Source organism: Pseudomonas sp. Pseusp18, assembly GCF_059506005.1.
Genome location: NZ_CP169240.1, coordinates 1,591,904 through 1,616,103 on the forward strand (window position 1 = coordinate 1,591,904; position 24,200 = coordinate 1,616,103).

23 protein-coding genes are annotated in these 24,200 nt (G+C 59.8%); 15 read left to right on the forward strand and 8 right to left on the reverse strand.

Going from position 1 to position 24,200, the window contains the following annotated elements; translation table 11 throughout:
- Positions 1-32 precede the first annotated feature (32 nt).
- Entirely contained in the window at positions 33-836 is an 804-nt protein-coding gene (locus ACEN9A_RS07075) for an IclR family transcriptional regulator (RefSeq protein ID WP_018926186.1), read from the forward strand.
- Here the strand turns inward: ACEN9A_RS07075 and ACEN9A_RS07080 are convergent.
- Positions 833-1,885, reverse strand: coding sequence for an NAD(P)-dependent alcohol dehydrogenase (locus ACEN9A_RS07080; RefSeq protein ID WP_258672833.1), 1,053 nt, complete (start codon positions 1,883-1,885; stop codon positions 833-835). The two genes, ACEN9A_RS07075 and ACEN9A_RS07080, sit on opposite strands and share 4 nt — an antisense overlap.
- A 191-nt stretch (positions 1,886-2,076) precedes the next feature.
- On the opposite strand from ACEN9A_RS07080, the gene ACEN9A_RS07085 reads away from it, so the two are divergent.
- A complete protein-coding gene (locus ACEN9A_RS07085) occupies positions 2,077-2,967 on the forward strand; it encodes an AraC family transcriptional regulator (RefSeq protein ID WP_258672834.1) in 891 nt (296 codons plus the stop codon).
- Positions 2,968-3,050: 83 nt separating this feature from the next.
- On the opposite strand, the gene ACEN9A_RS07090 is transcribed toward ACEN9A_RS07085, so the two are convergent.
- Positions 3,051-4,715 (reverse strand): electron transfer flavoprotein-ubiquinone oxidoreductase, encoded by a 1,665-nt coding sequence (locus ACEN9A_RS07090; protein ID WP_258672835.1) that lies wholly within the window; start codon positions 4,713-4,715, stop codon positions 3,051-3,053.
- A 546-nt stretch (positions 4,716-5,261) separates the two neighbouring features.
- Here ACEN9A_RS07090 and ACEN9A_RS07095 point away from each other — a divergent pair.
- From ACEN9A_RS07095 to ACEN9A_RS07140, 10 genes are all read left to right on the forward strand, one after another.
- Entirely contained in the window at positions 5,262-6,011 is a 750-nt protein-coding gene (locus tag ACEN9A_RS07095) for an electron transfer flavoprotein subunit beta/FixA family protein (protein ID WP_007903904.1), read from the forward strand.
- Between the two features lie 2 nt (positions 6,012-6,013).
- A complete protein-coding gene (locus tag ACEN9A_RS07100; protein WP_019650467.1) occupies positions 6,014-6,943 on the forward strand; it encodes an electron transfer flavoprotein subunit alpha/FixB family protein in 930 nt (309 codons plus the stop codon).
- Between the two features lie 93 nt (positions 6,944-7,036).
- Complete coding sequence (locus ACEN9A_RS07105) at positions 7,037-7,864, forward strand: substrate-binding periplasmic protein (RefSeq protein WP_258672836.1); 828 nt, start codon at positions 7,037-7,039, stop codon at positions 7,862-7,864.
- Between the two features lie 9 nt (positions 7,865-7,873).
- Positions 7,874-8,230 carry a DUF4398 domain-containing protein gene (locus ACEN9A_RS07110; RefSeq protein WP_018929885.1) on the forward strand — a complete coding sequence of 119 codons (357 nt, stop codon included), beginning with the start codon at positions 7,874-7,876 and terminating at the stop codon, positions 8,228-8,230.
- Positions 8,227-9,039 carry an OmpA family protein gene (locus ACEN9A_RS07115; protein ID WP_258672837.1) on the forward strand — a complete coding sequence of 271 codons (813 nt, stop codon included), beginning with the start codon at positions 8,227-8,229 and terminating at the stop codon, positions 9,037-9,039. The genes ACEN9A_RS07110 and ACEN9A_RS07115 overlap by 4 nt, the downstream gene beginning before the upstream one ends.
- A 298-nt stretch (positions 9,040-9,337) precedes the next feature.
- Positions 9,338-10,777, forward strand: coding sequence for an aminotransferase-like domain-containing protein (locus ACEN9A_RS07120; protein ID WP_258672838.1), 1,440 nt, complete (start codon positions 9,338-9,340; stop codon positions 10,775-10,777).
- 87 nt (positions 10,778-10,864) lie between these two features.
- Positions 10,865-11,332, forward strand: a complete 468-nt coding sequence (locus tag ACEN9A_RS07125; protein WP_026345960.1) for a hypothetical protein — start codon at positions 10,865-10,867, stop codon at positions 11,330-11,332.
- Positions 11,333-11,499: 167 nt separating this feature from the next.
- Positions 11,500-11,754, forward strand: a complete 255-nt coding sequence (locus tag ACEN9A_RS07130) for a YkgJ family cysteine cluster protein (protein WP_007942053.1) — start codon at positions 11,500-11,502, stop codon at positions 11,752-11,754.
- A 41-nt stretch (positions 11,755-11,795) separates the two neighbouring features.
- Complete coding sequence (locus ACEN9A_RS07135; RefSeq protein ID WP_019582606.1) at positions 11,796-12,398, forward strand: START domain-containing protein; 603 nt, start codon at positions 11,796-11,798, stop codon at positions 12,396-12,398.
- 359 nt (positions 12,399-12,757) lie between these two features.
- The gene (locus ACEN9A_RS07140; protein ID WP_019650472.1) at positions 12,758-14,851 is read left to right on the forward strand and encodes an LTA synthase family protein; all 2,094 of its coding nucleotides are present in this window, start codon (positions 12,758-12,760) and stop codon (positions 14,849-14,851) included.
- A gap of 60 nt (positions 14,852-14,911) precedes the next feature.
- Here ACEN9A_RS07140 and ACEN9A_RS07145 read toward each other — a convergent pair whose 3' ends face one another.
- Positions 14,912-15,070, reverse strand: a complete 159-nt coding sequence (locus tag ACEN9A_RS07145; RefSeq protein WP_177324963.1) for a DUF3309 family protein — start codon at positions 15,068-15,070, stop codon at positions 14,912-14,914.
- A 288-nt stretch (positions 15,071-15,358) separates the two neighbouring features.
- Here ACEN9A_RS07145 and ACEN9A_RS07150 point away from each other — a divergent pair, with 288 nt between their 5' ends.
- The 3 genes from ACEN9A_RS07150 to csrA all read left to right on the forward strand — a co-directional run bounded on the left by ACEN9A_RS07150 (position 15,359) and on the right by csrA (position 16,910).
- Positions 15,359-16,174: an SDR family oxidoreductase gene (locus tag ACEN9A_RS07150; protein ID WP_018929879.1), complete on the forward strand. Its 816-nt coding sequence runs from the start codon at positions 15,359-15,361 to the stop codon at positions 16,172-16,174.
- Between the two features lie 64 nt (positions 16,175-16,238).
- Positions 16,239-16,571, forward strand: a complete 333-nt coding sequence (locus ACEN9A_RS07155) for a YnfA family protein (protein ID WP_258672839.1) — start codon at positions 16,239-16,241, stop codon at positions 16,569-16,571.
- Positions 16,572-16,724: 153 nt separating this feature from the next.
- Positions 16,725-16,910 (forward strand): carbon storage regulator CsrA, encoded by a 186-nt coding sequence (gene csrA / locus ACEN9A_RS07160; protein WP_019650474.1) that lies wholly within the window; start codon positions 16,725-16,727, stop codon positions 16,908-16,910.
- A gap of 1 nt (position 16,911) precedes the next feature.
- On the opposite strand, the gene ACEN9A_RS07165 is transcribed toward csrA, so the two are convergent.
- The 5 genes from ACEN9A_RS07165 to mnmC form a co-directional block, all read right to left on the reverse strand.
- Positions 16,912-17,139, reverse strand: coding sequence for a YheU family protein (locus tag ACEN9A_RS07165; RefSeq protein ID WP_003199186.1), 228 nt, complete (start codon positions 17,137-17,139; stop codon positions 16,912-16,914).
- A gap of 65 nt (positions 17,140-17,204) precedes the next feature.
- Positions 17,205-18,395 carry an osmoprotectant NAGGN system M42 family peptidase gene (locus ACEN9A_RS07170; RefSeq protein ID WP_258672840.1) on the reverse strand — a complete coding sequence of 397 codons (1,191 nt, stop codon included), beginning with the start codon at positions 18,393-18,395 and terminating at the stop codon, positions 17,205-17,207.
- Positions 18,396-18,432: 37 nt separating this feature from the next.
- Complete coding sequence (gene ngg, locus ACEN9A_RS07175; protein ID WP_258672841.1) at positions 18,433-20,181, reverse strand: N-acetylglutaminylglutamine synthetase; 1,749 nt, start codon at positions 20,179-20,181, stop codon at positions 18,433-18,435.
- Between the two features lie 3 nt (positions 20,182-20,184).
- Positions 20,185-21,957, reverse strand: a complete 1,773-nt coding sequence (locus ACEN9A_RS07180; protein ID WP_258672842.1) for an N-acetylglutaminylglutamine amidotransferase — start codon at positions 21,955-21,957, stop codon at positions 20,185-20,187.
- A 123-nt stretch (positions 21,958-22,080) separates the two neighbouring features.
- The gene (mnmC, locus tag ACEN9A_RS07185) at positions 22,081-24,063 is read right to left on the reverse strand and encodes a bifunctional tRNA (5-methylaminomethyl-2-thiouridine)(34)-methyltransferase MnmC2/FAD-dependent 5-carboxymethylaminomethyl-2-thiouridine(34) oxidoreductase MnmC1 (protein WP_258672843.1); all 1,983 of its coding nucleotides are present in this window, start codon (positions 24,061-24,063) and stop codon (positions 22,081-22,083) included.
- Positions 24,064-24,200: the final 137 nt, after the last annotated feature.

Consider the following 24,200-nt stretch of genomic DNA (forward strand, 5'->3'; position numbering starts at 1 on the left):
CCCGTTCCCTCGCTCAACGGTAAAGGCTGGATATGCAGGAAGACGCCCCAAAAATCGCCAAGGACGCCGCGCCGACCGGCACCCAGACACTGCTTCGTGGCCTGGGTGTGGTGCAGGCGGTGGCCAGTGGCGCCCGCGATCTCAAGGAAATCGCCCGACTGATCGGCACGACGCGCAGCACCACCCATCGTCTGGCCAGTTGCCTGGTGGACGAGCGTTATCTGCGGGTAGTGCCGCAGGTCGGCTATCTGTTGGGGCCGAAACTGATCGAGCTGGGTTTTCAGGCGCGCGAAGAGCTGCCGCTGGTGACGTTGGCCGGGCCGTATCTGGATGAGTTGTCGGCGTTGACCGGCGACACCATTCACCTGGCGATTCGTGAAGGCGACGAGGTGCTGTACCTGCTCAAGAATCCGGGGCGCAATGGCCCGGAAATGCGTTCGCGGGTCGGCCATCGCATGCCGTTGGCGCGTACCGGGATCGGTAAGGCGCTGATGCTTGATGACTCGCAGGAAGAATGGCAACGGCTGTATGAAATCAGCTTGCCGGTGGGTGGGAAAAATCAGTTCTGGCCGCAGCACCCGGAGCAATCCTGGGAACAGTTTCAGCAGCGCATGATCGAGTACGTGGCCGGCGGCTACGCCTTCGACCTGGAGGACAACGAACCGTCGATTCGCTGCGTGGCGGCGCCGATCCGCGATGCCAGCAAGCGCATTGTCGCCGGCATCAGCATCGCCAGCACCGTGCCGTACATGCCACTGGAAAAAATGGCCGAGCTGATTCCCCTGATCAAAGGGGTCACAGCCCGGCTGTCGGCGGAATTGGGCCTGAAGGTTTAGAGTTTCAGCGTCGCCATGTCGATCACGAAGCGGTATTTCACGTCACCGGCGATCATGCGGGTGTAAGCCTCGTTGATCTGACGGATGTCGAGCATTTCGATGTCGCAGGAGATGCCGTGCTCGGCGCAGAAGTCCAGTACTTCCTGGGTTTCGGCGATGCCGCCGATCAGTGAGCCGGCCAGTATGCGACGACCCAATACCAGTTTGGCAGCATGCACCGGCGGATCGATCGGCTCGATCAAGCCCACCAGAATGTGCACGCCGTCGAAACGCAGGGTATCGAGGTAGGGGTTGAGGTCGTGTTGCACCGGAATGGTGTCCAGCAGGAAGTCGAATTGTCCGGCGGCGGCCTTCATCTGTTCGGCATCGGTGGACACGATCACGTGGTCCGCACCTTGGCGACGACCTTCTTCAGCTTTGCTCGCCGAGCGGGTGAACAAGGTCACCTCAGCGCCCATCGCCTTGGCGAACTTGATCCCCATGTGACCGAGACCGCCCATGCCAAGAATCCCGACCTTGTCACCGGCCTTCACGCCGTAGTGCTTGAGCGGCGAGTAGGTGGTGATGCCGGCACATAGAATCGGCGCGGCGCTGGCCAGGTCGAGCTTCTCGGGGATGCGCACGACAAAGTGCTCGCTGACCACGATGCTGTCGGAGTAACCGCCCATCGTGTTGCTGCCATCGACCCGGTCCGGGGTGGCGTACGTCATGGTCGGGCCTTCGAGGCAGTATTGCTCCAGATCGGCCTGGCAGGCTTCGCAATGGCGGCACGAGTCGACCATGCAACCGACGCCGACCAGATCGCCGACTTTGTGTTTAGTAACGTTCGCGCCGACGGCGGTCACTTTGCCGACGATCTCATGGCCGGGCATCAGCGGGTAAACCGCAATGCCCCACTCGTTGCGCGCCTGGTGGATGTCGGAATGGCAGACGCCGCAGTAGAGAATCTCGATTGCGACGTCGTCGGGCCGTTGACTGCGGCGTTCGAATTTCATCGGGGCGAGGGGAGTGGTGGGCGACTGAGCGGCGTATCCGATGGCGGTGTACATAGTGAACCTCGCAAAAGCAGTGACAGGTGAGGCGAGCCATTCTGGGCACCGCACGGGTGACCGGCCATGGCGATTCCTCCGGGTGTCATGCCTAATCCTCCGGTATGCGCCGTTGATTGGCCGCATTGGCGTTCAGACCTGCGATGATGTTTTCATCCCTTTTTTCGCGACTTTTTTGTGAAGAGCTCTCCATGTTGTTGACCCGTCATCTCGATGCCAATGCCACGCTGGTTTCGCTGATCCAGCCGCTGACCACCCGCGATGGTTTCACGCCTACCGCGTTGCCGGGCGTGCAGATTTTGCGGGCCAGTTGTGATTTGGCCCGTGGCCCGCAAATCTACGAGCCAAGCCTGGTCATCATCGCCCAGGGCAGCAAGTTGGCGTATCTGGGGTCGCGTACTCTGGAGTACGGCGCCGGGCATTATTTGATTCAAGCGCTGCCGGTGCCGTTCGAGTGCGAGACGTTTTCCGCGCCCGATGGCCCGATGCTGGGCATTTCCATCGCCATTGACCGGGTGTTGCTCGGTGAGTTGGTGCTGGCCATGGGGCTGGCGTCGGGGCGCTGTATCGCGGCGCAGACGCCAGAGTCCATGACTTCGGCGGTGCTCGATGATGCGATGCGTGGTTGTGTTGAACGGCTGTTGCGCTGTCTGCACGACCCGCTGGAGAGCCAGGTTATGGGACAGGCGCGATTGCGTGAGTTGTTGTTCGTCGCCTTGCGTGGGCCGCAAGCCGATGTATTGCGGGCGCTGGTGGAGCAACAGGGGCAGTTCGCCCGGATCGCGGCCTCCCTGAGCCATCTGCATGCCCATTACACCGAGCCGCTGAACGTCGACGCCCTGGCCAGTTGCGCGAACATGAGCGCGTCGACGTTTCATGAGCATTTCAAACGCTGCACTTTGTTGTCGCCAGTGCAGTATCTGAAGCGTTTGCGCTTGCTCAAGGCCCAGCGCTTGCTGCAGGGCGAAGGATTGGGCGTGGCCCAGGTGGCGCATCGGGTGGGGTATCAGAGCACGTCGCAGTTCAGCCGTGAGTACAAGCGCTACTTCGAGCGTAATCCGGGGGATGAGCGCGCTGCCTGATCCACAGGTTCTTGTGGTGACGTTTGAATTGCGGGCAACAAAAAGGCCCCCGTTCAGGGAGCCTTGTTGTTCAAGCGATCGACTTACATGTTCGGGTAAGTCGGGCCGCCGGCGCCTTCCGGTGCCACCCAGGTGATGTTCTGTGCAGGGTCCTTGATGTCGCAGGTCTTGCAGTGAACACAGTTCTGGGCGTTGATCTGGAAGCGCTTCTCGCCGTCTTCCTGGGTGACCACTTCGTACACGCCGGCCGGGCAGTAACGTTGGGCAGGTTCATCGTACAGCGGCAGGTTCTTGCTGATCGGGATGCTCGCGTCGGCCAGCTTCAGGTGGCACGGCTGCTCTTCTTCGTGGTTGGTACCGGAGATGAACACCGAGCTGAGCTTGTCGAAGCTGAGCTTGCCGTCCGGTTTCGGGTAGTCGATCTTCTTGCAGTCGGCCGCCAGTTTCAGGCACGCATAATCCGGCTTGGTGTCGTGCAAAGTGAACGGCAGTTTGCCGCCGAAGATGTTCTGGTCGATCCAGTTGAAACCACCGCCGACAATGGCGCCGAACTTGTGGATCGCCGGGCCGAAGTTGCGGCTGGCGAACAGTTCGTCGTAGAGCCAGCTCTTCTTGAAGGCGTCGACGTAAGTAGTCAGCTCTTGCGTGCCGTCCAGATCAGCGAACAGCGCATCGGCCACGGCGTCAGCGGCGAGCATGCCGGACTTCATCGCCGTGTGGCTGCCCTTGATCTTGGCGAAGTTCAGGGTGCCGAGGTCGCAACCGATCAGAGCGCCGCCCTTGAAGACCATTTTCGGCAGCGAGTTCAGGCCGCCTTTGCAGATGGCGCGAGCGCCGTAGCTGACGCGCTTGCCGCCTTCCAGGTATTGCTTGAGCACCGGGTGATGCTTGAGGCGCTGGAACTCGTCGAACGGCGACAGGAAGGTGTTGCTGTAGGAAAGATCGACGATCAGACCGACCACCACCTGGTTGTTTTCCAGGTGATAGAGGAACGAGCCACCGGTGTTCTCGGTGCCCATGATGTCCAGCGGCCAGCCGGCGGTGTGGACCACCAGGCCTGGCTGGTGTTTGGCCGGGTCGATTTCCCAGATTTCTTTCAGGCCGATGCCGTAATGCTGGGCATCGGCTTCGCTGTCGAGGTTGAAACGCTTGATCAGCTGCTTGCCGATGTGGCCGCGGCAACCTTCGGCGAACAGCGTGTACTTGGCGCGCAGTTCCATGCCTGGGGTGTACAGGCCTTCCTTCGGATTGCCTTCGCGGTCAACGCCCAGATCGCCGGTGATGATCCCGCGAACCACGCCGTTCTCGTCGAACAGCGCTTCCTGAGCGGCGAAGCCCGGGTAGATTTCCACGCCCAGGTTCTCGGCCTGCTGGGCCAGCCAGCGGCACAGGTTGCCCAGGGAGATGATGTAGTTACCTTCGTTGTGCATGGTCTTGGGCACAAAGAGGTCTGGAATCTTCTGCGCGCTGTCAGCGTTTTTCAGAACGAAGATGTCATCGCGGGTGACTGGCGTGTTCAGCGGCGCGCCGAGCTCTTTCCAGTCCGGGAACAGTTCATTCAGGGCCCGTGGTTCGAACACGGCACCGGACAGGATATGAGCGCCGACTTCGGAGCCTTTTTCGACCACGCAGACGCTGATTTCCTTACCGGCTTCGGCGGCCTTCTGCTTCAAACGGCAGGCGGCGGACAGGCCAGCGGGGCCGGCACCGACGATGACCACGTCGAATTCCATGTATTCGCGTTCCACAGGCTATCTCCTACTCAAGGCTCAACAGTTTTTTTTCTAATTGGAGGTTGGGTGTCGCATTCATGAATTCCCCATAGTGCGGCACAGAGGACAATCGATGAACCACCTTTCTCTTTGGGTGGCGCATTATATCTACACCACTCTTAGCGTCCAATACAAACGTTTGTTTGAATCGGCTCAAAGCCAGATAAATCAAAGTCACGCGGCTTATGACTGGCCATTTTGCCGTATTGACCGGAATAGGTGTTCCGGTCAAGATACGGGCGGTTTTGCGCTCGCCGTAGGCTGAATACAGGTTTCAAGAGCACCTCTAAAGACAGGGCGATGGCAGTACAAGGTGAAGCGCCGCGCAGGTATCGCGCGCAGTTTACACGCCACGGTAATGAATGACTTGTCGGTCACCACTGACGAACGGTCATCAGCCTCGTGAGCAAGGTTCACCCGATACATCTGCCAGCGTTTTTAGAGGTGCCCTTGCGCCGATGAGCATCAACCGCCAGGTTCGCCTAGGCGACTTTCTTTTCACCGGAGAGTAACGAGGAATCCATGAAGGTTCTTGTAGCTGTCAAACGCGTTGTGGATTACAACGTCAAGGTTCGCGTCAAGGCGGACAATTCCGGCGTCGACCTCGCCAACGTCAAGATGTCGATGAACCCGTTCTGCGAAATCGCAGTGGAAGAAGCCGTACGTCTGAAAGAGAAAGGCGTGGCGACTGAAATCGTCGTCGTCTCCATCGGCCCATCCACCGCTCAAGAGCAACTGCGCACCGCGCTGGCTCTGGGTGCCGACCGCGCCATCCTCGTCGAATCCGCTGAAGATCTGACTTCCCTGGCCGTGGCCAAGCTGCTCAAGGCCGTGGTCGACAAGGAGCAGCCACAGCTGGTGATCCTCGGTAAACAAGCCATCGACAGCGACAACAACCAGACTGGCCAGATGCTCGCGGCATTGAGCGGCTACGGTCAGGGCACGTTCGCGTCGAAAGTCGAAGTGTCCGGCGATACAGTTGCCGTGACCCGCGAAATCGACGGCGGCGCGCAGACGGTTTCCCTGAAACTGCCGGCCATCGTCACCACCGACCTGCGTTTGAACGAGCCGCGCTACGCGTCCCTGCCAAACATCATGAAAGCCAAGAAGAAGCCTCTCGAAGTGCTGACTCCGGACGCTTTGGGCGTTTCCACCGCCTCCACCAACAAGACCCTGAAAGTCGAAGCGCCAGCTGCACGCAGCGCGGGTATCAAGGTCAAGTCGGTGGCTGAACTGGTCGAGAAACTGAAAAACGAAGCGAAGGTAATCTAATCATGACTATCTTGGTAATCGCCGAACACGACAACAAAGTGCTGGCCCCGGCCACGCTGAACACCGTTGCTGCTGCCGCCAAGATCGGTGGCGACATCCACGTTCTGGTTGCAGGCCAGGGCGCTGGCGCCGTGGTTGAAGCCGCTGCGAAAATCGCTGGCGTGAGCAAAGTCCTGAACGCTGACAATGCTGCTTACGCGCATCAGCTGCCGGAAAATGTTGCTCCACTGGTAGCCGAGTTGGGCAAGGGCTACAGCCACATCCTGGCTGCCGCCACTTCCAACGGCAAAAACATCCTGCCGCGCGTCGCCGCCCAGCTGGACGTTGACCAGATCTCCGAGATCATCTCGGTAGAAAGCGCCGATACCTTCAAGCGTCCGATCTACGCCGGTAACGCCATCGCTACTGTGCAATCGAATGCTGCAGTGAAAGTGATCACCGTGCGGGCTACCGGTTTCGACCCGGTGGCTGCCGAAGGTGGTTCGGCCGCTGTTGAAGCTGTTGCCGCTATTCACAACGCCGGCACTTCCAGCTTCGTCAACGAAGAACTGGCCAAGTCCGATCGTCCGGAACTGACCGCTGCCAAGATCGTCGTTTCCGGTGGTCGTGGCATGCAGAACGGTGACAACTTCAAACACCTGTACGCCCTGGCCGACAAGCTGGGCGCCGCCGTTGGTGCTTCGCGCGCTGCGGTTGACGCAGGTTTCGTACCCAACGACATGCAGGTCGGTCAGACCGGCAAGATCGTTGCGCCACAGCTGTACATCGCCGTCGGTATCTCCGGCGCGATCCAGCACCTGGCCGGCATGAAAGACTCCAAGGTGATCGTGGCGATCAACAAGGACGAAGAAGCGCCGATCTTCCAGGTGGCCGATTACGGCCTGGTGGCAGACCTGTTCGAAGCCATCCCTGAGTTCGAGAAGCTGGTCTAATCCGGCGGCTTGACTTATAAAGAGCCCGGCCTTTTGGTCGGGCTTTTTTTGTGCTTTTGTTGGCATATCCGGGATTGAGAGGAGTGTTTGGCCATGGATCTGCGCCTTGTATGGGGCTTGCTGGGATTATCGCTATTGCCAGGGCTGTCGTTTGCCGCGGGCAAGTGCGAGCGCCTGATCGTGACCGGCAGTCCCGACGCGCCGCCGTACCTGTGGCAAGACCCGCAAAACCCTAAGCACCTGATTGGCGCCAGTGCTGATTTATTGCAACAAGTGGCGGGGGAGTTGGGCATCAAGGTCGAGCTGCTCTATGCCGGTAAACGCTCCCAGGCCCTGGATGAAGTGCGTAGCGGGCGCATGGACATGTTGGCCGATGCGCCGTTGATGGTCACAGAGCTGGAAAATCTGGATTACATCCATCCTGCGCTGCTGGAAAACGATTATCTGGTCTGGACTCGCAACGACTCGTTATTGGTTTACAACGAAGCGCAGGACCTCCACGGTCATCCCGGCGCGTTGTCGGAAAAGGCTCGAGTGAGCCCTTCATTCGGCACTTTCGCCGAGCAGCAATTGACCCTCGTGCGCACACCCAATCTGACTCAGGCCTTTCAGAAATTGCTGCTGGGCGAGGTGGAGTTTGTCCTCGCCGGTCGCTACTCGGGCATGGCCATGGTGCAAACGCTGGGGATGGCCAATGACTTGATGGCCCACCCACAACCCATCGACAAACCCGGCCTGTACCTCGCGGTTTCCCATAACTCCGCCTGTAACGATCCTTGGTTGCGCGGACAGCTGGCCAAAAAGATGACAGAATTGCCCGCGTCCGGACTGACGGAAGCTGCGTTGCTGCGCAATATCGAGCGTTGGAAAGCGCAAGGCTCACAACCGCAGCCACAACCTGTCAGTACCCCAAAACAGTAGGGATTTTTAGTGAGTATTCGACCTCTTTTCGCTGCCCTGGCCGTTCTGGCTCTGGCGGGTTGTGCAGCCGATCCGGCGCCGAATGAACAAATACGCCTGACCGAACAGGCCCTCGAACAAGCCAAGGCCGTGGGCGCTACCGCCGAGGAAGTGCCGGAGCTGAAACTGGCCCAGGACAAGTTCAACCGTGCCAAGGGCAACATGGCCGACCAGTCCTTCAAGAATGCGCGCATGCGGGCCGAGCAGGCCGAGCTGGACGCGCGCCTGGCCGAAGCCCGGGTCCTGACCCACAAGAGCGAGGAGCAGTTGAACGTGCTCAATACCCGCATCACCCGCCTGCGCAAGCAACTGGGAGATGCCCAATGAACCTGAAGACCAAAGCACTCGGCGGCTTGATCCTGGCCGGCTGCGCAAGCCTTTATGGCTGCGCCGGTCAACACAGCGAAGCTGCGTTGCAGCAGGCCGGTGCCGACTTCCAGAAGGTCAAGGAAGACTCCAACGTGTTGCGTATCGCGCCCAAGGACGTGATCCGTGCCGGCGAGTCCCTGGCCCGCGCCGATCGACTGTCCAGCTACTGGGGCAGCGGTTCGGACGTGGCGCATTACGCCTACCTGAGCCAGCGCTACAGCGAAATCGCCCGGGAACACACCAATCAAGTGCTCAACGAAGAGCGCGCAGCGAAGCTCGAACTCGAGCGTCAGCGCCTGCAATTGGCGCTGCGTGAGTCCAAGTTGCTCAGCGTGCAGCAACAGGGCAAGTGGCTCGAAGAGCAGATCGTGGCGCTGGCGACCACCCAGACTGACCGTGGTCTGGTGATGACCCTGGGTGATGTGCTGTTCGATACCGGTGAGGCGGAGCTGAAGAGCTCGGCGAACCGCGTGGTGTTGAAGATCGTCCAGTTCCTGCAGCTCAACCCCAGGCGTGTGGTGCGGATCGAGGGCTACACCGACAGCACTGGCGGTAAACAGGAAAACCTCAAGCTGTCCCGCGACCGGGCGCAGTCGGTGGCTGACGTATTGACGGACCTGGGCATCGACGACAAACGCATCCAGGTTGAAGGGTACGGCGATGAGTACCCGGTGGACGCCAACGCTTCCGAGCGCGGTCGTGCACAGAACCGTCGGGTGGAAATTGTGTTCTCCGACGAAAAAGGCCAGCTCGGCGCGGCTCGTTAAGGACTGCCAGAAATCCTGTAGGAGCTGGCGAAGCCTGCGATCTTTTGATCTTTCGCTTGGGACTCAAGTGGGCCTGGAAAGATCGCAGCCTCGTTTCACTCGACAGCTCCTACGACCCGGCCTGCTCAGCAGCGCCGGGTTTTTTTGCGCCCGTCAAATGCGTCGTTAAAACAGTACAGTTTTTGCTGACACCGCACTGTATGGTCGACTATTGTATTAACTGTCCCAGTACACTTCTAAACTGTTCCGGTATTGTTTCACACAAGAATAAAATGCCCGTGAAATCGAGTGCTGCGTCATGACCAATCTCTTGCTCTATCAACGTATTGCTCAGCAACTGGCCGAAGACATCCGCCGCGGCGTCTATCAGCCGGGAGAGCGCGTGCCTTCAGTGCGCAAGATGAGCTCGCAGCTCAACGTCAGCCATGCGACGGTGTTGCAGGCCTACGCCAACCTTGAAGATCAAGGGCTGATCCGTGCCCGGCCGCAATCCGGTTACTACGTGCACCAGACGCCCGCCCTGACGGCACCGACCCCGGACATCGCCCGGGTCGAGCGCCCAGGCCTGGTCACCCGCAGCAGCATCATTCAGCAAGTCCTGGTCGAATCCCGCCGCGAAGGCGTGTTCCCGTTGGGCGCGGCTGTACCGAGTGTCGATTATCTGCCGGTGCGGGCACTGCATCAGCAACTGGCCAAAGTCACCCGTTTCCATAGTCCGCGGGCGTTCAGCTACATGTTCAGCCCTGGTTTCGAGCCGTTGCGTCGGCAAGTGGCGATCCGCATGCGCGATGCCGGCGTGGTGGTTGATCCGTCGGAAGTGGTAATCACCCACGGCTGCGTCGATGCGTTGCAGATGTCTCTGCGTGTATTGACCCGGCCGGGCGATCTGATCGCCGCCGAGTCGCCGACCTATTACGGTTTGCTGCAACTGGCCGACCTGCTGGGGCTGAAAGTCATCGAGATCCCCAGCGATCCGGCCACCGGCATGAGCCTCGAAGCCTTGCAATTGGCGGCCAACCAGTGGTCGATCAAGGCACTGGTGCTGACCACGCGCCTGAGCAATCCCTTGGGCGGCACCATGCCTGAAGAGCGGCAGAAACAACTGCTGCGCCTGGCTTCGGATTTCGATATCCAGATCGTCGAAGACGATATTTACGGCGAGCTGATGTTCGAGCAGGGCCGCACCAAATCGCTCAAGGCCTATGACCGGCTGGATCGGGTGATTTATTGCTCCAGCTTCTCCAAAACCCTGTCGCCCGGCGTGCGCATCGGCTGGATGATTGCCGGCAAGTACCAGTCGGAAATCCAGCGCTTGCAGACCTTCAGCACGCATTCGGCCTGCAGTGTCACGCAAATGGGCATTGCGGCCTATCTGGAGAACGGCGGGTACGACCGGCATTTGCGTTACATCCGTCAGGAGTACCGCAAGAACCTCAGCGCTTTCCAACTGGCAGTGCAGCAATACTTTCCGGAAGGCACACAGATGACCCGGCCTACCGGCGGTTTCATTCTGTGGGTCAGTCTGCCGGGGCGGGTCAATACGCAAGAGTTGCATGTGCGTGCGCTGCAGCAGGGCATCAGCATTGCGCCGGGGCTGATTTTCAGTAACACCGAACAGTTCAATCACTGCATTCGCCTGAACTGTGGCATCCCCTGGAACCGCGAGGCCGAGCGTGCATTGATGACGCTGGGGTTGCTGGCAACGCAACTTTGCCAAGAGACGACGAGCGGTTTTTAACCTGCCGGGCAGTTATGAACTGCCCGCTTGTCTTGTCGCCTCCAACAGGCGAGCATATAACCTTCTGCCGTTCGCGTCGTTGGGTCCATGAAGCCGATTTTTCCTTCTGCCTGGTTATTGATCTGCCTGTTGATGACTTGTCATGCGGAAGGTGTCATGGCGGCTTCCGTCCAGGAAAAACCGACAGCCGCTGCAACCGCGAAAAAACCGGCGACTGTCATAAAAACCACTCCGGCCACAAAGAAGGCTGCACCGGTCAAAAAGCGTTCTCCCATTGCTTCCAAGTCAAAACCAGCCAGTGAAGCGCTGAAGACCAAACTCCCTCCCGCCAATCTCGACTTGAGCTTGCCCAAGGATAAGGTCGATGAATTGAAACCGGTCGGCACGGTACCGTTGCCTCGACACGATGCGGTGTTGCCGCAAATGTTCGGCGGCAAAAGCAGTCCGTTTCAGCTGAACGGTCGCCTGATCAGCAACGAAATGCAGCTGCAACGGCGCAATGAAGAGCGCCGGGACGTTGAAGGCGCGGCGCTGGAATTCGAGTTCAAGCAGTAAATTTCCCCCTGTTCGTGACCCGCGAAACAGACGCTTTGTCGGAGACTGGTCAGTCACGTTCGTTTGAGCGTAAAAACCCGGGCCCGGGTAATTTAAAACAACTGTTTTAGCCGTTACTCTGTGCCACGTCCCTTTAACACATTGCTCGTCGCGAGGAGCTTGTCGTCATGAGATGCCGTGAAGGCTGTGGCGCCTGTTGCATTGCCCCTTCCATCAGTTCGCCGATTCCCGGCATGCCCAATGGCAAAGCCGCCGGAGAACGATGCGTACAACTGTCTGCCGATAACCTGTGCAGCATTTTCGGCAAGCCGGAACGTCCCGCGGTGTGTTCGGCGTTTGAGGCCGATGTCGAGGTTTGCGGAAGCAGCCGCGACGAAGCGATCAAATTGCTGGGCTGGTGGGAGCAAATGACGGCCGCGTGATGTGTTCAACGAACGGAACTTCAACAATAAGGAATAAGACTATGGGTTCGCTGCATCGTATCGCTGTGCTGTGTGGTTTGACGGTTTTGCTGGCCTCCACGGCCCAGGCCGAAGACTGGAAAACCGCCAAGGACGAAGATGGCATCAAGGTGTCCTTGAGTGAGGTGGCCGGTTCCCAATACAAGGCTTACCGTGGTGTAACGATCATGAAGACCACCATGGCCAAACTGCGTGCACTGCAGGAAGATGTTCCGGGAGCCTGCGCCTGGATTCACGAGTGCAAGGTCCAGAAGCTGCTCAAGCATGAAGGCAACCAGAGCTGGACCTACACTCAGTTCAATACACCGTGGCCGGTGACTTCTCGCGATTCGGTATTGCATGTCACCACCGTTGACGGCGCCGATGGCAGCCTGACCCGCGAGCTGGAAGGGCAGCCGAAGTACCTTCCGGAAGAAAAAGGTTTTGTACGGGTTGCCCAGGTCAAGGGTTTCTGGAAGTTCGTGCCCAAAGGCGATCAAGTCGAAGTGACGTATCAGGTCCACACTGATCCAGGTGGCAGCGTGCCGTCGTGGTTGGCCAACAAGTTCGTGGTCGATGCGCCATTCAATACTCTCAAAGCCCTGAAAGAACGCGCCGAGAAGTAACCGCGTATCCAGTTGATACGACCTGTTGAACAACGCCCCGACTTGATCGGGGCGTTTGCGTTTTTTACCAAGGGCTGGCTTTATTTTGTTTCCGGATATGCGTTGAACAAAATTTTCACAAAGTCTCCAAGACAATTCGCTCTCGCCTCAACGAGTCAACCCCGCAACTTTGCGCCACGCCTCTTGTCCCAGAGCGCTACAAGCGACAGTTGGGCTGTCGGGCAGTAATCAATGGCAATGCAGCTGTTGATCGTGCAACATTTGCGCACCGCGCACGCCCCGGGGCCGAGGATGGCCAACAGAGGGCAAGGCGCCACTGTATTTTTGTAACTTCAACTTCCAATGGGTCCTAAAACGACATGGCAAACCCGGACGCCCTGAATCAGCAGCGAGCTACTAGTCGCCTGCTGCAACCGACCGTCAAATCGCATCTGGCCTACACACTGTTGTGCGCCCTGATCATGATGGTCATGTTCAGCCTGCTGCGCGTCGCGCTGCTGGTCTACAACCGCTCGATGATCCTCGACACACCGGCTTCGACCTTCCTGGAAGCGTTCGCCAATGGCCTGCGTTTCGACTTGCGCCTGGTGGTTTACCTCAGCGTTCCGCTGCTGCTGGCCCTGTTCAGCGCCCGGGCCATGGCGGCCCGCGGGTTCTTCCGGCTCTGGTTGACCATTGCCTCGAGTATCGCGTTGTTCCTCGGCCTGATGGAGATGGACTTTTACCGCGAGTTCCACCAGCGCCTAAACGGCCTGGTCTTCCAGTATGTGAAAGAAGACCCGAAAACCGTGATGAGCATGCTCTGGTACGGTTTTCCGGTAGTTCGCTACCTGTTGGCCTGGGGTGTGGGCACGTTGATTCTGACCCTCGCGTTCAAGGGCGCCGACCGCGCCACACGTCCTCGCGGGCCGTTCAGTGGTGGCAGCATCGGCACGCGCCAGGTCGCTCCGTGGTATGTGCGCGGCGTGGTGTTTGTGGTCTGTCTGATGATCTGCGTGGTCGCGGCACGGGGCACTCTGCGTCAAGGCCCGCCGCTGCGTTGGGGTGACGTTTACACCACCGACTCCAATTTCGCCAACCAGTTGGGCCTCAACGGCACGCTGTCGCTGATCGCCGCGGCCAAGAGCCGGATGTCCGAAGAGCGCGACAACATCTGGAAAGCCACACTGGAACAACCTCTGGCCCAGCAGACCGTGCGCGATATGCTGCTGACTCCGAGCGACAAACTGGTGAACCCGGAGAGCGCCGCGGTGCGCCGCAACTACACCCCCGACGCCAACAAGACACTGCCGATCAAGAACGTTGTGGTGATCCTGATGGAAAGCTTCGCCGGTCACTCGGTGGGCGCTCTGGGACGTCCGGGCCAGATCACGCCTTCCTTCGACAAACTGTCGAAAGAAGGTCTGTTGTTCGACCGTTTCTTCTCCAACGGCACCCATACCCACCAGGGTATGTTCGCCACCATGGCCTGCTTCCCGAACCTGCCAGGTTTCGAATACCTGATGCAGACCCCGGAAGGCAGCCACAAACTGTCCGGCCTGCCACAGTTGCTCAGCACTCGTGGCTACGACGATGTGTATGTTTATAACGGCGACTTCGCCTGGGACAACCAGTCGGGCTTCTTCAGCAACCAGGGCATGACCAACTTCATCGGGCGCAATGACTTCGTCAACCCGGTGTTCTCCGACCCGACCTGGGGCGTGTCTGACCAGGACATGTTCAACCGTGGCCTGGAAGAGTTGAAAGCCCGCGACGGCAAGGACAAGAAACCGTTCTATGCCTTGCTGCAAACCCTGTCCAACCACACGCCATACGCCTTGCCGACGCCATTGCCGGTGGAGCGCGTGACCGATCGTGGCAGCCTCAACGAACACTTGACCGCCATGCGCTACTCCGACTGGGCATTGGGTCAGTTCTTTGAAAAGGCTCGCAAAGAGCCGTACTTCAAGGAAACCCTGTTCGTGATCGTCGGTGACCACGGTTTTGGCAATGAACAACAGATCACCGAAATGGACCTGGGCCGCTTCAACGTGCCGATGCTGATGATCGGGCCGGGCATACAGGAAAAATTCGGTCAGGTCGACCACACTGTGGGCACCCAGATCGACATCGTGCCGACCATCATGGGTCGCGTGGGTGGCGACGTGGTTCATCAATGCTGGGGGCGTGACTTGCTGAACCTGCCGGAAGGTGACAAGGGTTTCGGCATGATCAAGCCGTCGGGCAGCGATCAGACGGTCGCCTTGCTCACCGCGGACCGCGTGCTGGTACTGCCTAAAGAGATGCCGCCAAGGTTGTATCAATACGAACTGGGCGCTAACCCGAAAGGTGAAGTGATCCCGGCATCGGCTGATGAAGCGGCGCTCAAGCAGAAGCTCGAGTCGTTCATCCAGACGGCTACCAAGAGCCTGTTGGACAACACCGCCGGTGTGGTTGACGGCAAACCGGACTAAGTTTTCCGGACATGGAAAAGAGGCCCTTCGCAGGGCCTCTTTTTTTTGCCGGTAAAATCTTTATATCTTGCCAAGCAACAGCAGGATCAACAGCACCACCAACACCGTGCCGATAATACCGGACGGGCCGTAACCCCAACTTCTGGAGTGCGGGAAGACCGGCAAACCACCTATCAGCAACAGGATAAGAATAACGATAAGAATTGTGCCCATGTCTATTTCCTTGCTGGAAGCATTGTGGATTTGACTTGGCGTTTCAGCCGTTCAGCTGGACTGTATTAATCCGCACTGCTTACAAAATCCGACTCGCGGCAATGAAAAATAATTCCAAGTTTTTTTAATGTTTTTGGAAGGGGCGCTTATTTCTTTGACGGCGTTTCGAAGTTGAAACAACCGGACCGCGCCGTGGTTCATCGCTGGCCATTCAGCACTCTGATGGAGCGTGGGTCGCGCATTATCCTTCGCTACACTCGGTGCATCTTCCCCGGAACAACAAGGCTGTTTGCTATGCAAAATCGCATGATGATCACTGGCGCGGGCTCAGGCCTGGGTCGCGAAATCGCGCTGCGCTGGGCGCGTGAAGGCTGGCAGCTGGCCTTGTCGGATGTCAGTGAGCCCGGTCTGCAGGAAACCCTCAAGTTGGTGCGCGAAGCCGGCGGTGACGGCTTCATTCAGCGCTGCGATGTGCGTGACTACAGTCAGTTGACCGCCTTCGCCCAGGCCTGCGAAGAGAAGCTCGGCGGCATCGATGTCATCGTCAACAACGCCGGTGTGGCTTCGGGCGGGTTCTTCAGTGAGTTGTCGCTTGAGGACTGGGACTGGCAAATCGCGATCAACCTGATGGGCGTGGTCAAGGGCTGCAAGGCCTTCCTGCCGCTGCTGGAGAAAAGCAAAGGCAAGATCATCAACATCGCCTCGATGGCGGCGCTGATGCAAGGCCCGGCCATGAGCAACTACAACGTGGCCAAGGCGGGTGTGGTGGCGTTGTCCGAAAGTTTGCTGATTGAACTGGCCCACGAGGAAGTCAGCGTGCATGTAGTTTGCCCGTCGTTCTTCCAGACCAATCTACTGGACTCCTTCCGTGGCCCGACCCCGGCCATGAAAGCCCAGGTCGGCAAATTGCTGGAAAGCTCGCCGATCACCGCTGCCGACATTGCCGACTACATCTATCAGCAGGTCGCCGCCGGCGAATTCTTGATCCTGCCCCATGAACAGGGGCGCATGGCCTGGGCAATCAAACAGAAAGACCCGCAACTGCTCTACAACGAAATGACTGTGATGGCCGACAAAATGCGCGCCAAGGCCAAACAAAACGCAGGCTGAACTTGCCCGTGCGCAACACCGTCGTTAGGGTGGCCGCAATCGGTCATCCTCACGAGACGTTTGCATGCTCAATTACCTGTGGTTTTTCCTCGCCGCGCTGTTCGAAATCGCCGGCTGCTTCGCTTTCTGGATGTGGCTGCGCCAGGGTAAAAGCGTGTGGTGGGTCATCCCGGCCTTGCTCAGCCTGACGTTATTCGCGCTACTGCTGACCCGGGTCGAAGCGAACTACGCCGGTCGCGCCTATGCCGCCTACGGTGGCATCTACATCATCGCGTCGGTTGGTTGGCTGGCGGTGGTCGAGCGGATTCGACCATTGGGCTCGGACTGGATCGGCGTGGCGCTGTGTGTACTCGGGGCGAGTGTCATTTTGTTTGGCCCGCGCCTTACCGCTTCCTGACGGATCGGTCCTTCATTCAAGCGGTTTGTCAGACACGTCCGTCAGGGTGATGCAGCCTGCATTGTAGGGCGGGACTGTTTTGCGGTCGTTGCATTGAAGACCCGCTCTGCGCCGGGCATCTTCAGGGGCCGGTAACCCTGAAGGATGAATGCCATGCTTGTACTCAGTCGCGTTGTGGGCGAATTGATATCCATTGGTGACAACATTTCCGTGCGGGTGCTCGCCGTCAACGGAAGCAGTGTGCGCTTCGGTGTTGAAGCGCCACAGCAGGTCAACGTACACCGCGCCGAAGTCTACGAGCGCATCCAGATCAAACAGGCAAAAGCCAAAGGTCGTTGACTCAGTCGAACAGGTGCTTGGGCACGTCGTGCTTGAGCATCAACTGGCATTGCTCGCTTTCCGGATCGAAGACGATCAGCGCCTGGCCCTTGGTCAATGCCTGACGGACACGCAATACACGGGTTTCCAGCGGCGTGTCATCGCCGTTGTCCGTGCCGTCACGGGTCACGAAATCCTCGATCAGGCGGGTCAGGGTGTCGACTTCAAGTTGGTCGTGGGGGATCAGCATAAGGCACCTCGGTTAAACATTGGCGCGATGCTACGGCGGATATGAACACATCACCAGTGTTCGCCTCAGCTTTCTGTGCGCTGTCCCAGCAGGCTATCCACCGATGGCACCCGGGTATCGCTTTCCATCTGCGTCTCGTGCTCGATCTGGTGACTGAACCGCTCCAGCGATCCTGTGGCTGGTTGTGCATCGCTGGCGAATACCGGGGGGCTGAGGATGTAGGCGCCGAGCAAACGGCTGAGGGCGGCGAGGCTGTCGATGTGGGTGCGTTCGTAGCCGTGAGTGGCGTCGCAACCGAAGGCCAGCAGTGCGGTGCGAATGTCATGGCCGGCGGTGACGGCCGAGTGAGCATCGCTGAAGTAATAGCGGAACAGGTCCCGACGTGCCGGCAGTTCGTTGTCAGCGGCCAGGCGTAGCAGATGCCGCGACAGATGATAGTCATACGGCCCGCCGGAATCCTGCATCGCCACGCTCACTGCGTGTTCACTGGAGTGCTGGCCGGGCGCGACCGGCGCGATGTCGATGCCGACGAATTCGCTGACATCCCAGGGCAGGGCAGCCGCCGCACCACTGCCGGTTTCCTCGGTGATGGTGAACAGCGGATGGCAGTCGATCATCAACTCTTCGCCGCTGTCGACAATTGCTTTCAGGGCCGCCAGCAGTGCGGCAACGCCGGCCTTGTCATCGAGGTGACGGGCGCTGATGTGGCCGCTTTCGGTGAATTCCGGCAACGGGTCGAAGGCGACGAAATCGCCGACGCTGATCCCCAGCGAATCGCAATCGGCGCGGGTGGTGCAATAGGCGTCCAGGCGCAATTCGATGTGATCCCAGCTGATCGGCATTTCATCCACGGCGGTGTTGAACGCGTGTCCGGAAGCCATCAGCGGCAACACGCTGCCGCGGATCACGCCGTTGTCGGTGAACAGGCTGACGCGGCTGCCCTCGGCAAAACGGCTGGACCAGCAGCCGACGGGCGCCAGGGTCAGGCGCCCGTTGTCCTTGATCGCGCGAACCGCCGCGCCAATGGTATCCAGGTGAGCGGAGACTGCTCGGTCCGGACTGTTCTTCTTGCCCTTAAGAGTCGCGCGGATGGTGCCTCGACGGGTCATTTCAAAGGGAATGCCCAGCTCTTCGAGGCGCTCGGCGACGTACCGCACGATGGTGTCGGTGAACCCGGTGGGGCTGGGAATGGCGAGCATTTCCAGCAGGACTTTTTGCAGGTAATCGAGATCCGGTTCGGGAATTTTGCTGGTCATGGAAACTCCTGATGGTGTTGGTACAAACAACACATCACTAAGGGACTGCCGGCTGACTATGCGCAAACAACAAATCCACAAACCGCTCGGCCGTCGGCTGCGGTTCATGGTTGGCCAGGCCGGCGCGTTCATTGGCTTCGATAAACACGTACTGCGGCTGGTCGGCGGCAGGCACCATCAGGTCGAGCCCGACCATCGGAATATCCAGCGCTCGCGCCGCGCGCACCGCCGCATCCACCAGGGTTGGATGCAGAATCGCCGTGACGTCTTCAAGGATGCCGCCGGTATGAAGATTCGCCGTGCGCCGTACGAACAAGTGCTCGCCGGCCGGCAGAATGCTGGCGTAGTCATAACCCGCCGCCTGCAAGGTGCGTTGGGTCTCCTGATCCAGCGGGATTTTGCTTTCGCCGCTGGTTGCCGCCTGACGGCGACGACTCTGGGCTTCGATCAGCGCACCGATGGAATGCTGACCATCGCCCACCACTTCCGCCGGCCGGCGAATGGCAGCCGCGACCACCTCGAAGCCGATCACCAGAATCCGCAAATCGAGGCCTTCGTGAAAACTTTCCAGCAGCACTCGACTGTCGAATGCACGGGCGTTTTCGATGGCTTGCTGGACCTCCTCAATGCTGCGCAAATCCACCGCCACCCCTTGACCCTGTTCACCGTCCAGCGGTTTGACCACCACCCGTTCGTGCTCGTCGAGAAACGCCAGATTGTCGTCCGCGCTTCCCGCCAGTTGTTGGGCGGGCAGTTTGAGGCCGGCGTTTTTCAGCACTTTGTGGGTCAGGCTTTTGTCCTGGCACAAGGTCATGCTGATGGCGCTGGTCAGATCGCTCAGGGATTCGCGGCAACGCACCCGGCGACTGCCGTGGATCAAGGTGAACAGACCGGCTTGCGCGTCATCCACCTGCACCTCAATGCCGCGCCGATGAGCCTCTTCGACGATGATCCGCGCATACGGATTGAACTCGGCTTCGGGGCCGGGGCCGAGAAACAACGGCTGGTTGATGCCGTTCTTGCGCTTGATCGCAAACGTCGACAAGTTGCGAAAACCGAGCTTGGCGTAAAGACTCTTCGCCTGACGGTTGTTGTGCAGCACCGACAGGTCCAGGTAACTCAGCCCACGGCTCATGAAGTGTTCGATCAAGTGCCGCACCAGCACTTCACCGACACCTGGGCGGGAACATTGCGGATCCACCGCCAGGCACCACAGGCTGCTGCCGTTTTCCGGATCGTTGAATGCCTTGTGGTGATTGAGGCCCATGACGCTGCCGATGATCGCGCCGCTGTCCTCGTCTTCGGCCAGCCAGTAAACCGGGCCGCCCTGATGATGGGGCGTCAGTAAACCTGCATCGATCGGCAGCATGCCGCGGGCCTGATACAGCTGATTGATCGCCTGCCAGTCCGCCTCGCTTTGCACCCGACGAATGCGAAAACCGCGAAACACCCGGGTGGCCTGACGGTAATCGCTGAACCACAGGCGCAAAGTATCGGACGGGTCGAGAAACAGTTGCGCCGGTTCCAGCCCCAGCACTTGCTGGGGGGCGGCGACGTACAAGGCGATGTCCCGCTCACCGGGCTGCTCATTGAGCAACTCTTGGGCGAGGCTCGCCGCATCGGGAAAGGTGTGGCCGATCAGCAACCGGCCCCAACCGCAATGCACGGCGATGGGTGCGGCACTCAATTCACTGCGGTCTTCGGCCAGGCGCGCCTGCAAGCGTTCGTAGGAGGGTGCCTGACCGCGCAACAAGCGTTGGCTGTAAGCCGTGGCGTGGGGTTTCATCGATCAGATTCCTTGTTCACTGAGCCACAGGTTCAGGGCCGCCAATTGCCACAGCTTGGAGCCGCGCAACGGGGTCAGTTGACCTTGCGGATCGGTCAGCAGGCGGTCGAGCATGGCGGGGTTGAACAGGCCGCGATCCTGACTCGGATCGAGCAGCAGTTCCCGCACCCAGTTCAGCGTGTCGCCCTGCAAATGCTTGAGACCGGGCACCGGGAAGTAACCCTTTTTGCGGTCGATCACTTCGCTTGGAATGACCAGCCGCGCCGCTTCCTTCAGGACTTGCTTGCCGCCATCCGGCAGTTTGAATTTGCCCGGCACCCGCGCCGACAACTCCACCAGGCGATAGTCAAGAAACGGCGTGCGTGCTTCCAGGCCCCAGGCCATGGTCATGTTGTCGACCCGTTTGACCGGGTCGTCCACCAGCATCACCGTGCTGTCCAGGCGCAGGGCTTTGTCCACCGCCGCGTCGGCACCGGGTTGGGCGAAATGTTCCTTCACGAAGTCGCCGGCGGCATCGTTGGCTGTCAGCCATTTCGGCTGCACCGTGGCGGCGTAATCGGCGTAGCTGCGGTCGAAAAACGCATCGCGATACGCCGCATACGGATCGCTCGCGCCGTCCACCTGCGGATACCAGTGATACCCGGCGAACAACTCGTCCGCGCCCTGGCCGCTCTGCACCACTTTGCAATGCTTGGCCACTTCCCGGGACAGCAGGTAGAAGGCAATGCAGTCATGGCTGACCATCGGCTCGCTCATGGCGCGGAACGCTGCCGGCAGTTGCTCGATGATCTCTTGTTCGTCGATACGCAGTTGGTGATGCCGGGTGCCGTAGTGTTTGGCGATCAGGTCCGAATACTGAAATTCATCACCGCGCTCGCCGCCGGCATCCTGGAAACCGATGGAAAAGGTCGACAAGTCTTCGACCCCGACTTCGCGCAACAGCCCCACCAACAGACTCGAATCGACGCCACCTGACAGCAGCACACCGACATCCACCGCCGCCCGTTGACGGATCGCCACCGCTTCACGGGTGCTGTCGAGCACTCGATCGCGCCAGTCTTCGAGGGTCAGATTCAGTTCGTCGGCATGTGGGCCGTAGGGCAGGGTCCACCAGGTTTTCTGCTCGGTGGTGCCATCGGCTTTGATACGCATCCAGCTGGCCGGGGGCAGTTTTTCGATGCCCGCCAGCAAGGTGCGCGGGGCCGGGACCACCGCGTGGAAGTTCAGGTAATGATTGAGCGCCACCGGATCGAGGATCGGGTTGATGTCGCCGCCCTTGAGCAATGCCGGCAATGCCGAGGCAAAGCGCAGGCGCTGGCCGGTGCGCGACAGGTACAGCGGCTTTACACCGAGACGGTCGCGGGCGAGGAACAGACGCTGGGCGTCACGTTCCCAAATGGCGAAGGCGAACATGCCGTTGAGCTTGGGCAACAGCGCTTCACCCCAGGCGTGATAGCCCTTGAGCAGCACTTCGGTGTCGCCACCGGAGTAGAAGGCATAACCGAGGCTTTCCAGCTCGGTGCGTAGTTCCGGGAAGTTGTAGATAGCGCCGTTGAAGGCCAGGGACAGGCCCAGTTGGTTATCGATCATCGGCTGCGCCGAGCCGTCCGACAGGTCCATGATTTTCAGGCGCCGATGGCCCAGGGCAATCGGGCCTTGGCTGTGGAAGCCCCACGCATCAGGGCCGCGAGGGGCCAGGTGATGGGTGATTCGTTCAATGGCTGCGAGGTCCGCAGGTTGATGGTCGAAACGTAATTCTCCAGCTAATCCGCACATAAGTCCTTACCGGTTTTTCCGTTGGGGAGGGTCAATCGATACCCGCCAAAAAACGGCGGGTACCCGGAAACTGACCCGGCTGAATCCCTGGAGTTTTAGACCGATAAGTTATAAGTCTGCGTGTCAGACTTTTCCGCGGATCAACTGGCGCAAGGCAAAACGGTTGGGGTGGCAGGCTTCGGCCACGGTTTTGGGCAAGGGCAAAGGCTCGTTCTCAAGCCATGCCGCCAGCAGCTCGCCGGACAATGGCGCGGTGATCAAACCGCGAGAGCCATGACCGCTGTTGACGTAAAACCCATCAAGCCACGGGCAGGGCACATCGGGCACTTGTCGGGCATCTTTGCTCAGCGCGGCATAGGCATTGGCGAAGCTGGCCTGATCGGCCAGTGGTCCGACGATCGGCAGGTAATCGGGACTGGTGCAGCGGAACGCCGCGCGCCCTTCAAGCTGCTGCGGGTCCAGGTCTTGAACATGCAGGCGGGTGACCAGGTCGGTGGAGATTTCTTCGAGCAACGCCAGGTTGCCGAGGTGCTCGGCGACGGTCGGGGTCAGATCGTCACTCTTGAAGTCGAAGCTGGCGCCAAGCGTGTGTTCGCCCAGACGTGCCGGTGCCACATAGCCTTCGGCGCAGACGACGGTCGCCAGGCTCTGGCTTTCAGGGGTTTGCGCCAGTCGGGTGATCTGGCCGCGAATGCGTTTGAGGGGCAGCTCGGCGCTCTGGGGAAAACGCTTGATCTCGGCGGCGCCGGCCAGAATCACCACAGGCGCGCTGGCCAGCAGTGTCTCGCCGTCCCAGGCCTGCCATTGATCCTCCACCTTGCGCAGTTCCAGCACCTCGCGATGGGGCAGCCACTGGATGTTCGTTGAAGACGCCTGCCACTGGCACAACGCAGGAGGATGAACCCAGCCGCCTTCGGGGAAGAACAGGCCGCCGTGCTCCAGTTCGATGCCGGCCCGGGCCTGTGCTTGCGGTTGATCGAGCAGGTGTACCAAGCCTGGCGAAAAAGCCGCGGCCAATTGCGCCTGACGTTCGGCTTCCTTGGCATTGAAGGCCAGTTGCAAGACCCCGCAATCGTCCCAGTCGACGCCGCGCTGCAACTGTTCCAGCAGGCGCCGGGTGTAACCAAAACCGCTGACGATCAATTGCGACAGCGCGGTGCCGTGGGCCGAAAGCTTGAGGTACAGCACACCCTGAGGGTTGCCCGAGGCTTCCTGCGCCAGTGCTTCGTGGCGCTCCAACAGGCTCACTTGCCAACCCCGCGCGGCGAGACTGGCGGCGCTGGCGCAACCGGCCAGCCCGGCACCGATCACCAGGGCGCGGCGCTCGCCGGTCGGCGGGGTTGGGCGAGCGAACCAGGGTTTAGTCGCGGCAGGTGGTGCGGTCTCTTCAGGCCAGCCAAGAAAGGTGCCCCGCAGGATCTCCCATTTGTGGCCGATGCCTGGCGTGCGTTTCATCTTGAAGCCTGCGGCGTTCAACAGGCGGCGTACCCAGCCGGTGCTGGTAAACGTGCTGATGGTAGAGCCGGGTGCCGCCAGACGCGCCAGTTCAGCAAACAGCTCGGCAGTCCACATGTCGGGGTTTTTCGCCGGGGCAAACCCGTCGAGAAACCAGGCGTCGATCTGCGCGTCCAGTTGCGGCAACTGCTCCAGCACATCGCCGATCAGCAAGGTCAGGGTGACGCGGCCACTGTCCAGCACCAGCCGCTGAAAGCCCTGATGGATCGCCACGTATTGCGCCAGCAATTGATCGGCGAACGGCTTGAGATCCGGCCATAACGCCAGGGCCCGTTGCAGATCGGCGGTGCTCAGCGGGTACTTTTCGACACTGACAAAATGCAGCCGCGCACCGGCCACTGCGTGCTGTTCGAACAACTGCCAGGCACAGAGAAAATTCAGCCCGGTACCGAAACCGGTTTCGCCAATCACCAGTCGACCGCCCGCCGGCAATGCGGCGAAGCGGTCGCGCAATTCGTTTTGCTCCAGAAACACGTAACGGGTTTCTTCAAGGCCCGACTGGTCGGAAAAATACACATCATCGAACACCCGCGAGCGCGGGCGACCTTGGTCGTCCCAGTCGAGCTGGGCGTGGGGCAATACAGGTTTCATGGCAGGCTCGGCAACGGCAAGGTGGCCATTCTAGCCCGGCTGCTCAAAAGGGTGGTCGCTACAAAAGATCGCAGCCTTCGGCAGCTCCTACAAGGGCTCGGCGTACACCTGTAGGAGCTGCCGAAGGCTGCGATCTT

Bases quoted from the DNA above. Each gene is read 5' to 3' on its own strand.
- ACEN9A_RS07180 (WP_258672842.1), bottom strand. From the start codon at position 21,957: ATGTGCGGATTAGCTGGAGAATTACGTTTCGACCATCAACCTGCGGAC.
- ACEN9A_RS07125 (WP_026345960.1), top strand. From the start codon at position 10,865: ATGAAGCCGATTTTTCCTTCTGCCTGGTTATTGATCTGCCTGTTGATG.
- ACEN9A_RS07165 (WP_003199186.1), bottom strand. From the start codon at position 17,139: ATGCTGATCCCCCACGACCAACTTGAAGTCGACACCCTGACCCGCCTG.
- mnmC (WP_258672843.1), bottom strand. From the start codon at position 24,063: ATGAAACCTGTATTGCCCCACGCCCAGCTCGACTGGGACGACCAAGGT.
- ACEN9A_RS07130 (WP_007942053.1), top strand. From the start codon at position 11,500: ATGAGATGCCGTGAAGGCTGTGGCGCCTGTTGCATTGCCCCTTCCATC.
- csrA (WP_019650474.1), top strand. From the start codon at position 16,725: ATGCTTGTACTCAGTCGCGTTGTGGGCGAATTGATATCCATTGGTGAC.
- ACEN9A_RS07105 (WP_258672836.1), top strand. From the start codon at position 7,037: ATGGATCTGCGCCTTGTATGGGGCTTGCTGGGATTATCGCTATTGCCA.
- ACEN9A_RS07095 (WP_007903904.1), top strand. From the start codon at position 5,262: ATGAAGGTTCTTGTAGCTGTCAAACGCGTTGTGGATTACAACGTCAAG.
- ACEN9A_RS07170 (WP_258672840.1), bottom strand. From the start codon at position 18,395: ATGACCAGCAAAATTCCCGAACCGGATCTCGATTACCTGCAAAAAGTC.
- ACEN9A_RS07085 (WP_258672834.1), top strand. From the start codon at position 2,077: ATGTTGTTGACCCGTCATCTCGATGCCAATGCCACGCTGGTTTCGCTG.
- ACEN9A_RS07100 (WP_019650467.1), top strand. From the start codon at position 6,014: ATGACTATCTTGGTAATCGCCGAACACGACAACAAAGTGCTGGCCCCG.
- ACEN9A_RS07075 (WP_018926186.1), top strand. From the start codon at position 33: ATGCAGGAAGACGCCCCAAAAATCGCCAAGGACGCCGCGCCGACCGGC.
- ACEN9A_RS07135 (WP_019582606.1), top strand. From the start codon at position 11,796: ATGGGTTCGCTGCATCGTATCGCTGTGCTGTGTGGTTTGACGGTTTTG.
- ACEN9A_RS07155 (WP_258672839.1), top strand. From the start codon at position 16,239: ATGCTCAATTACCTGTGGTTTTTCCTCGCCGCGCTGTTCGAAATCGCC.
- ngg (WP_258672841.1), bottom strand. From the start codon at position 20,181: ATGAAACCCCACGCCACGGCTTACAGCCAACGCTTGTTGCGCGGTCAG.
- ACEN9A_RS07140 (WP_019650472.1), top strand. From the start codon at position 12,758: ATGGCAAACCCGGACGCCCTGAATCAGCAGCGAGCTACTAGTCGCCTG.
- ACEN9A_RS07150 (WP_018929879.1), top strand. From the start codon at position 15,359: ATGCAAAATCGCATGATGATCACTGGCGCGGGCTCAGGCCTGGGTCGC.
- ACEN9A_RS07080 (WP_258672833.1), bottom strand. From the start codon at position 1,885: ATGTACACCGCCATCGGATACGCCGCTCAGTCGCCCACCACTCCCCTC.
- ACEN9A_RS07120 (WP_258672838.1), top strand. From the start codon at position 9,338: ATGACCAATCTCTTGCTCTATCAACGTATTGCTCAGCAACTGGCCGAA.
- ACEN9A_RS07115 (WP_258672837.1), top strand. From the start codon at position 8,227: ATGAACCTGAAGACCAAAGCACTCGGCGGCTTGATCCTGGCCGGCTGC.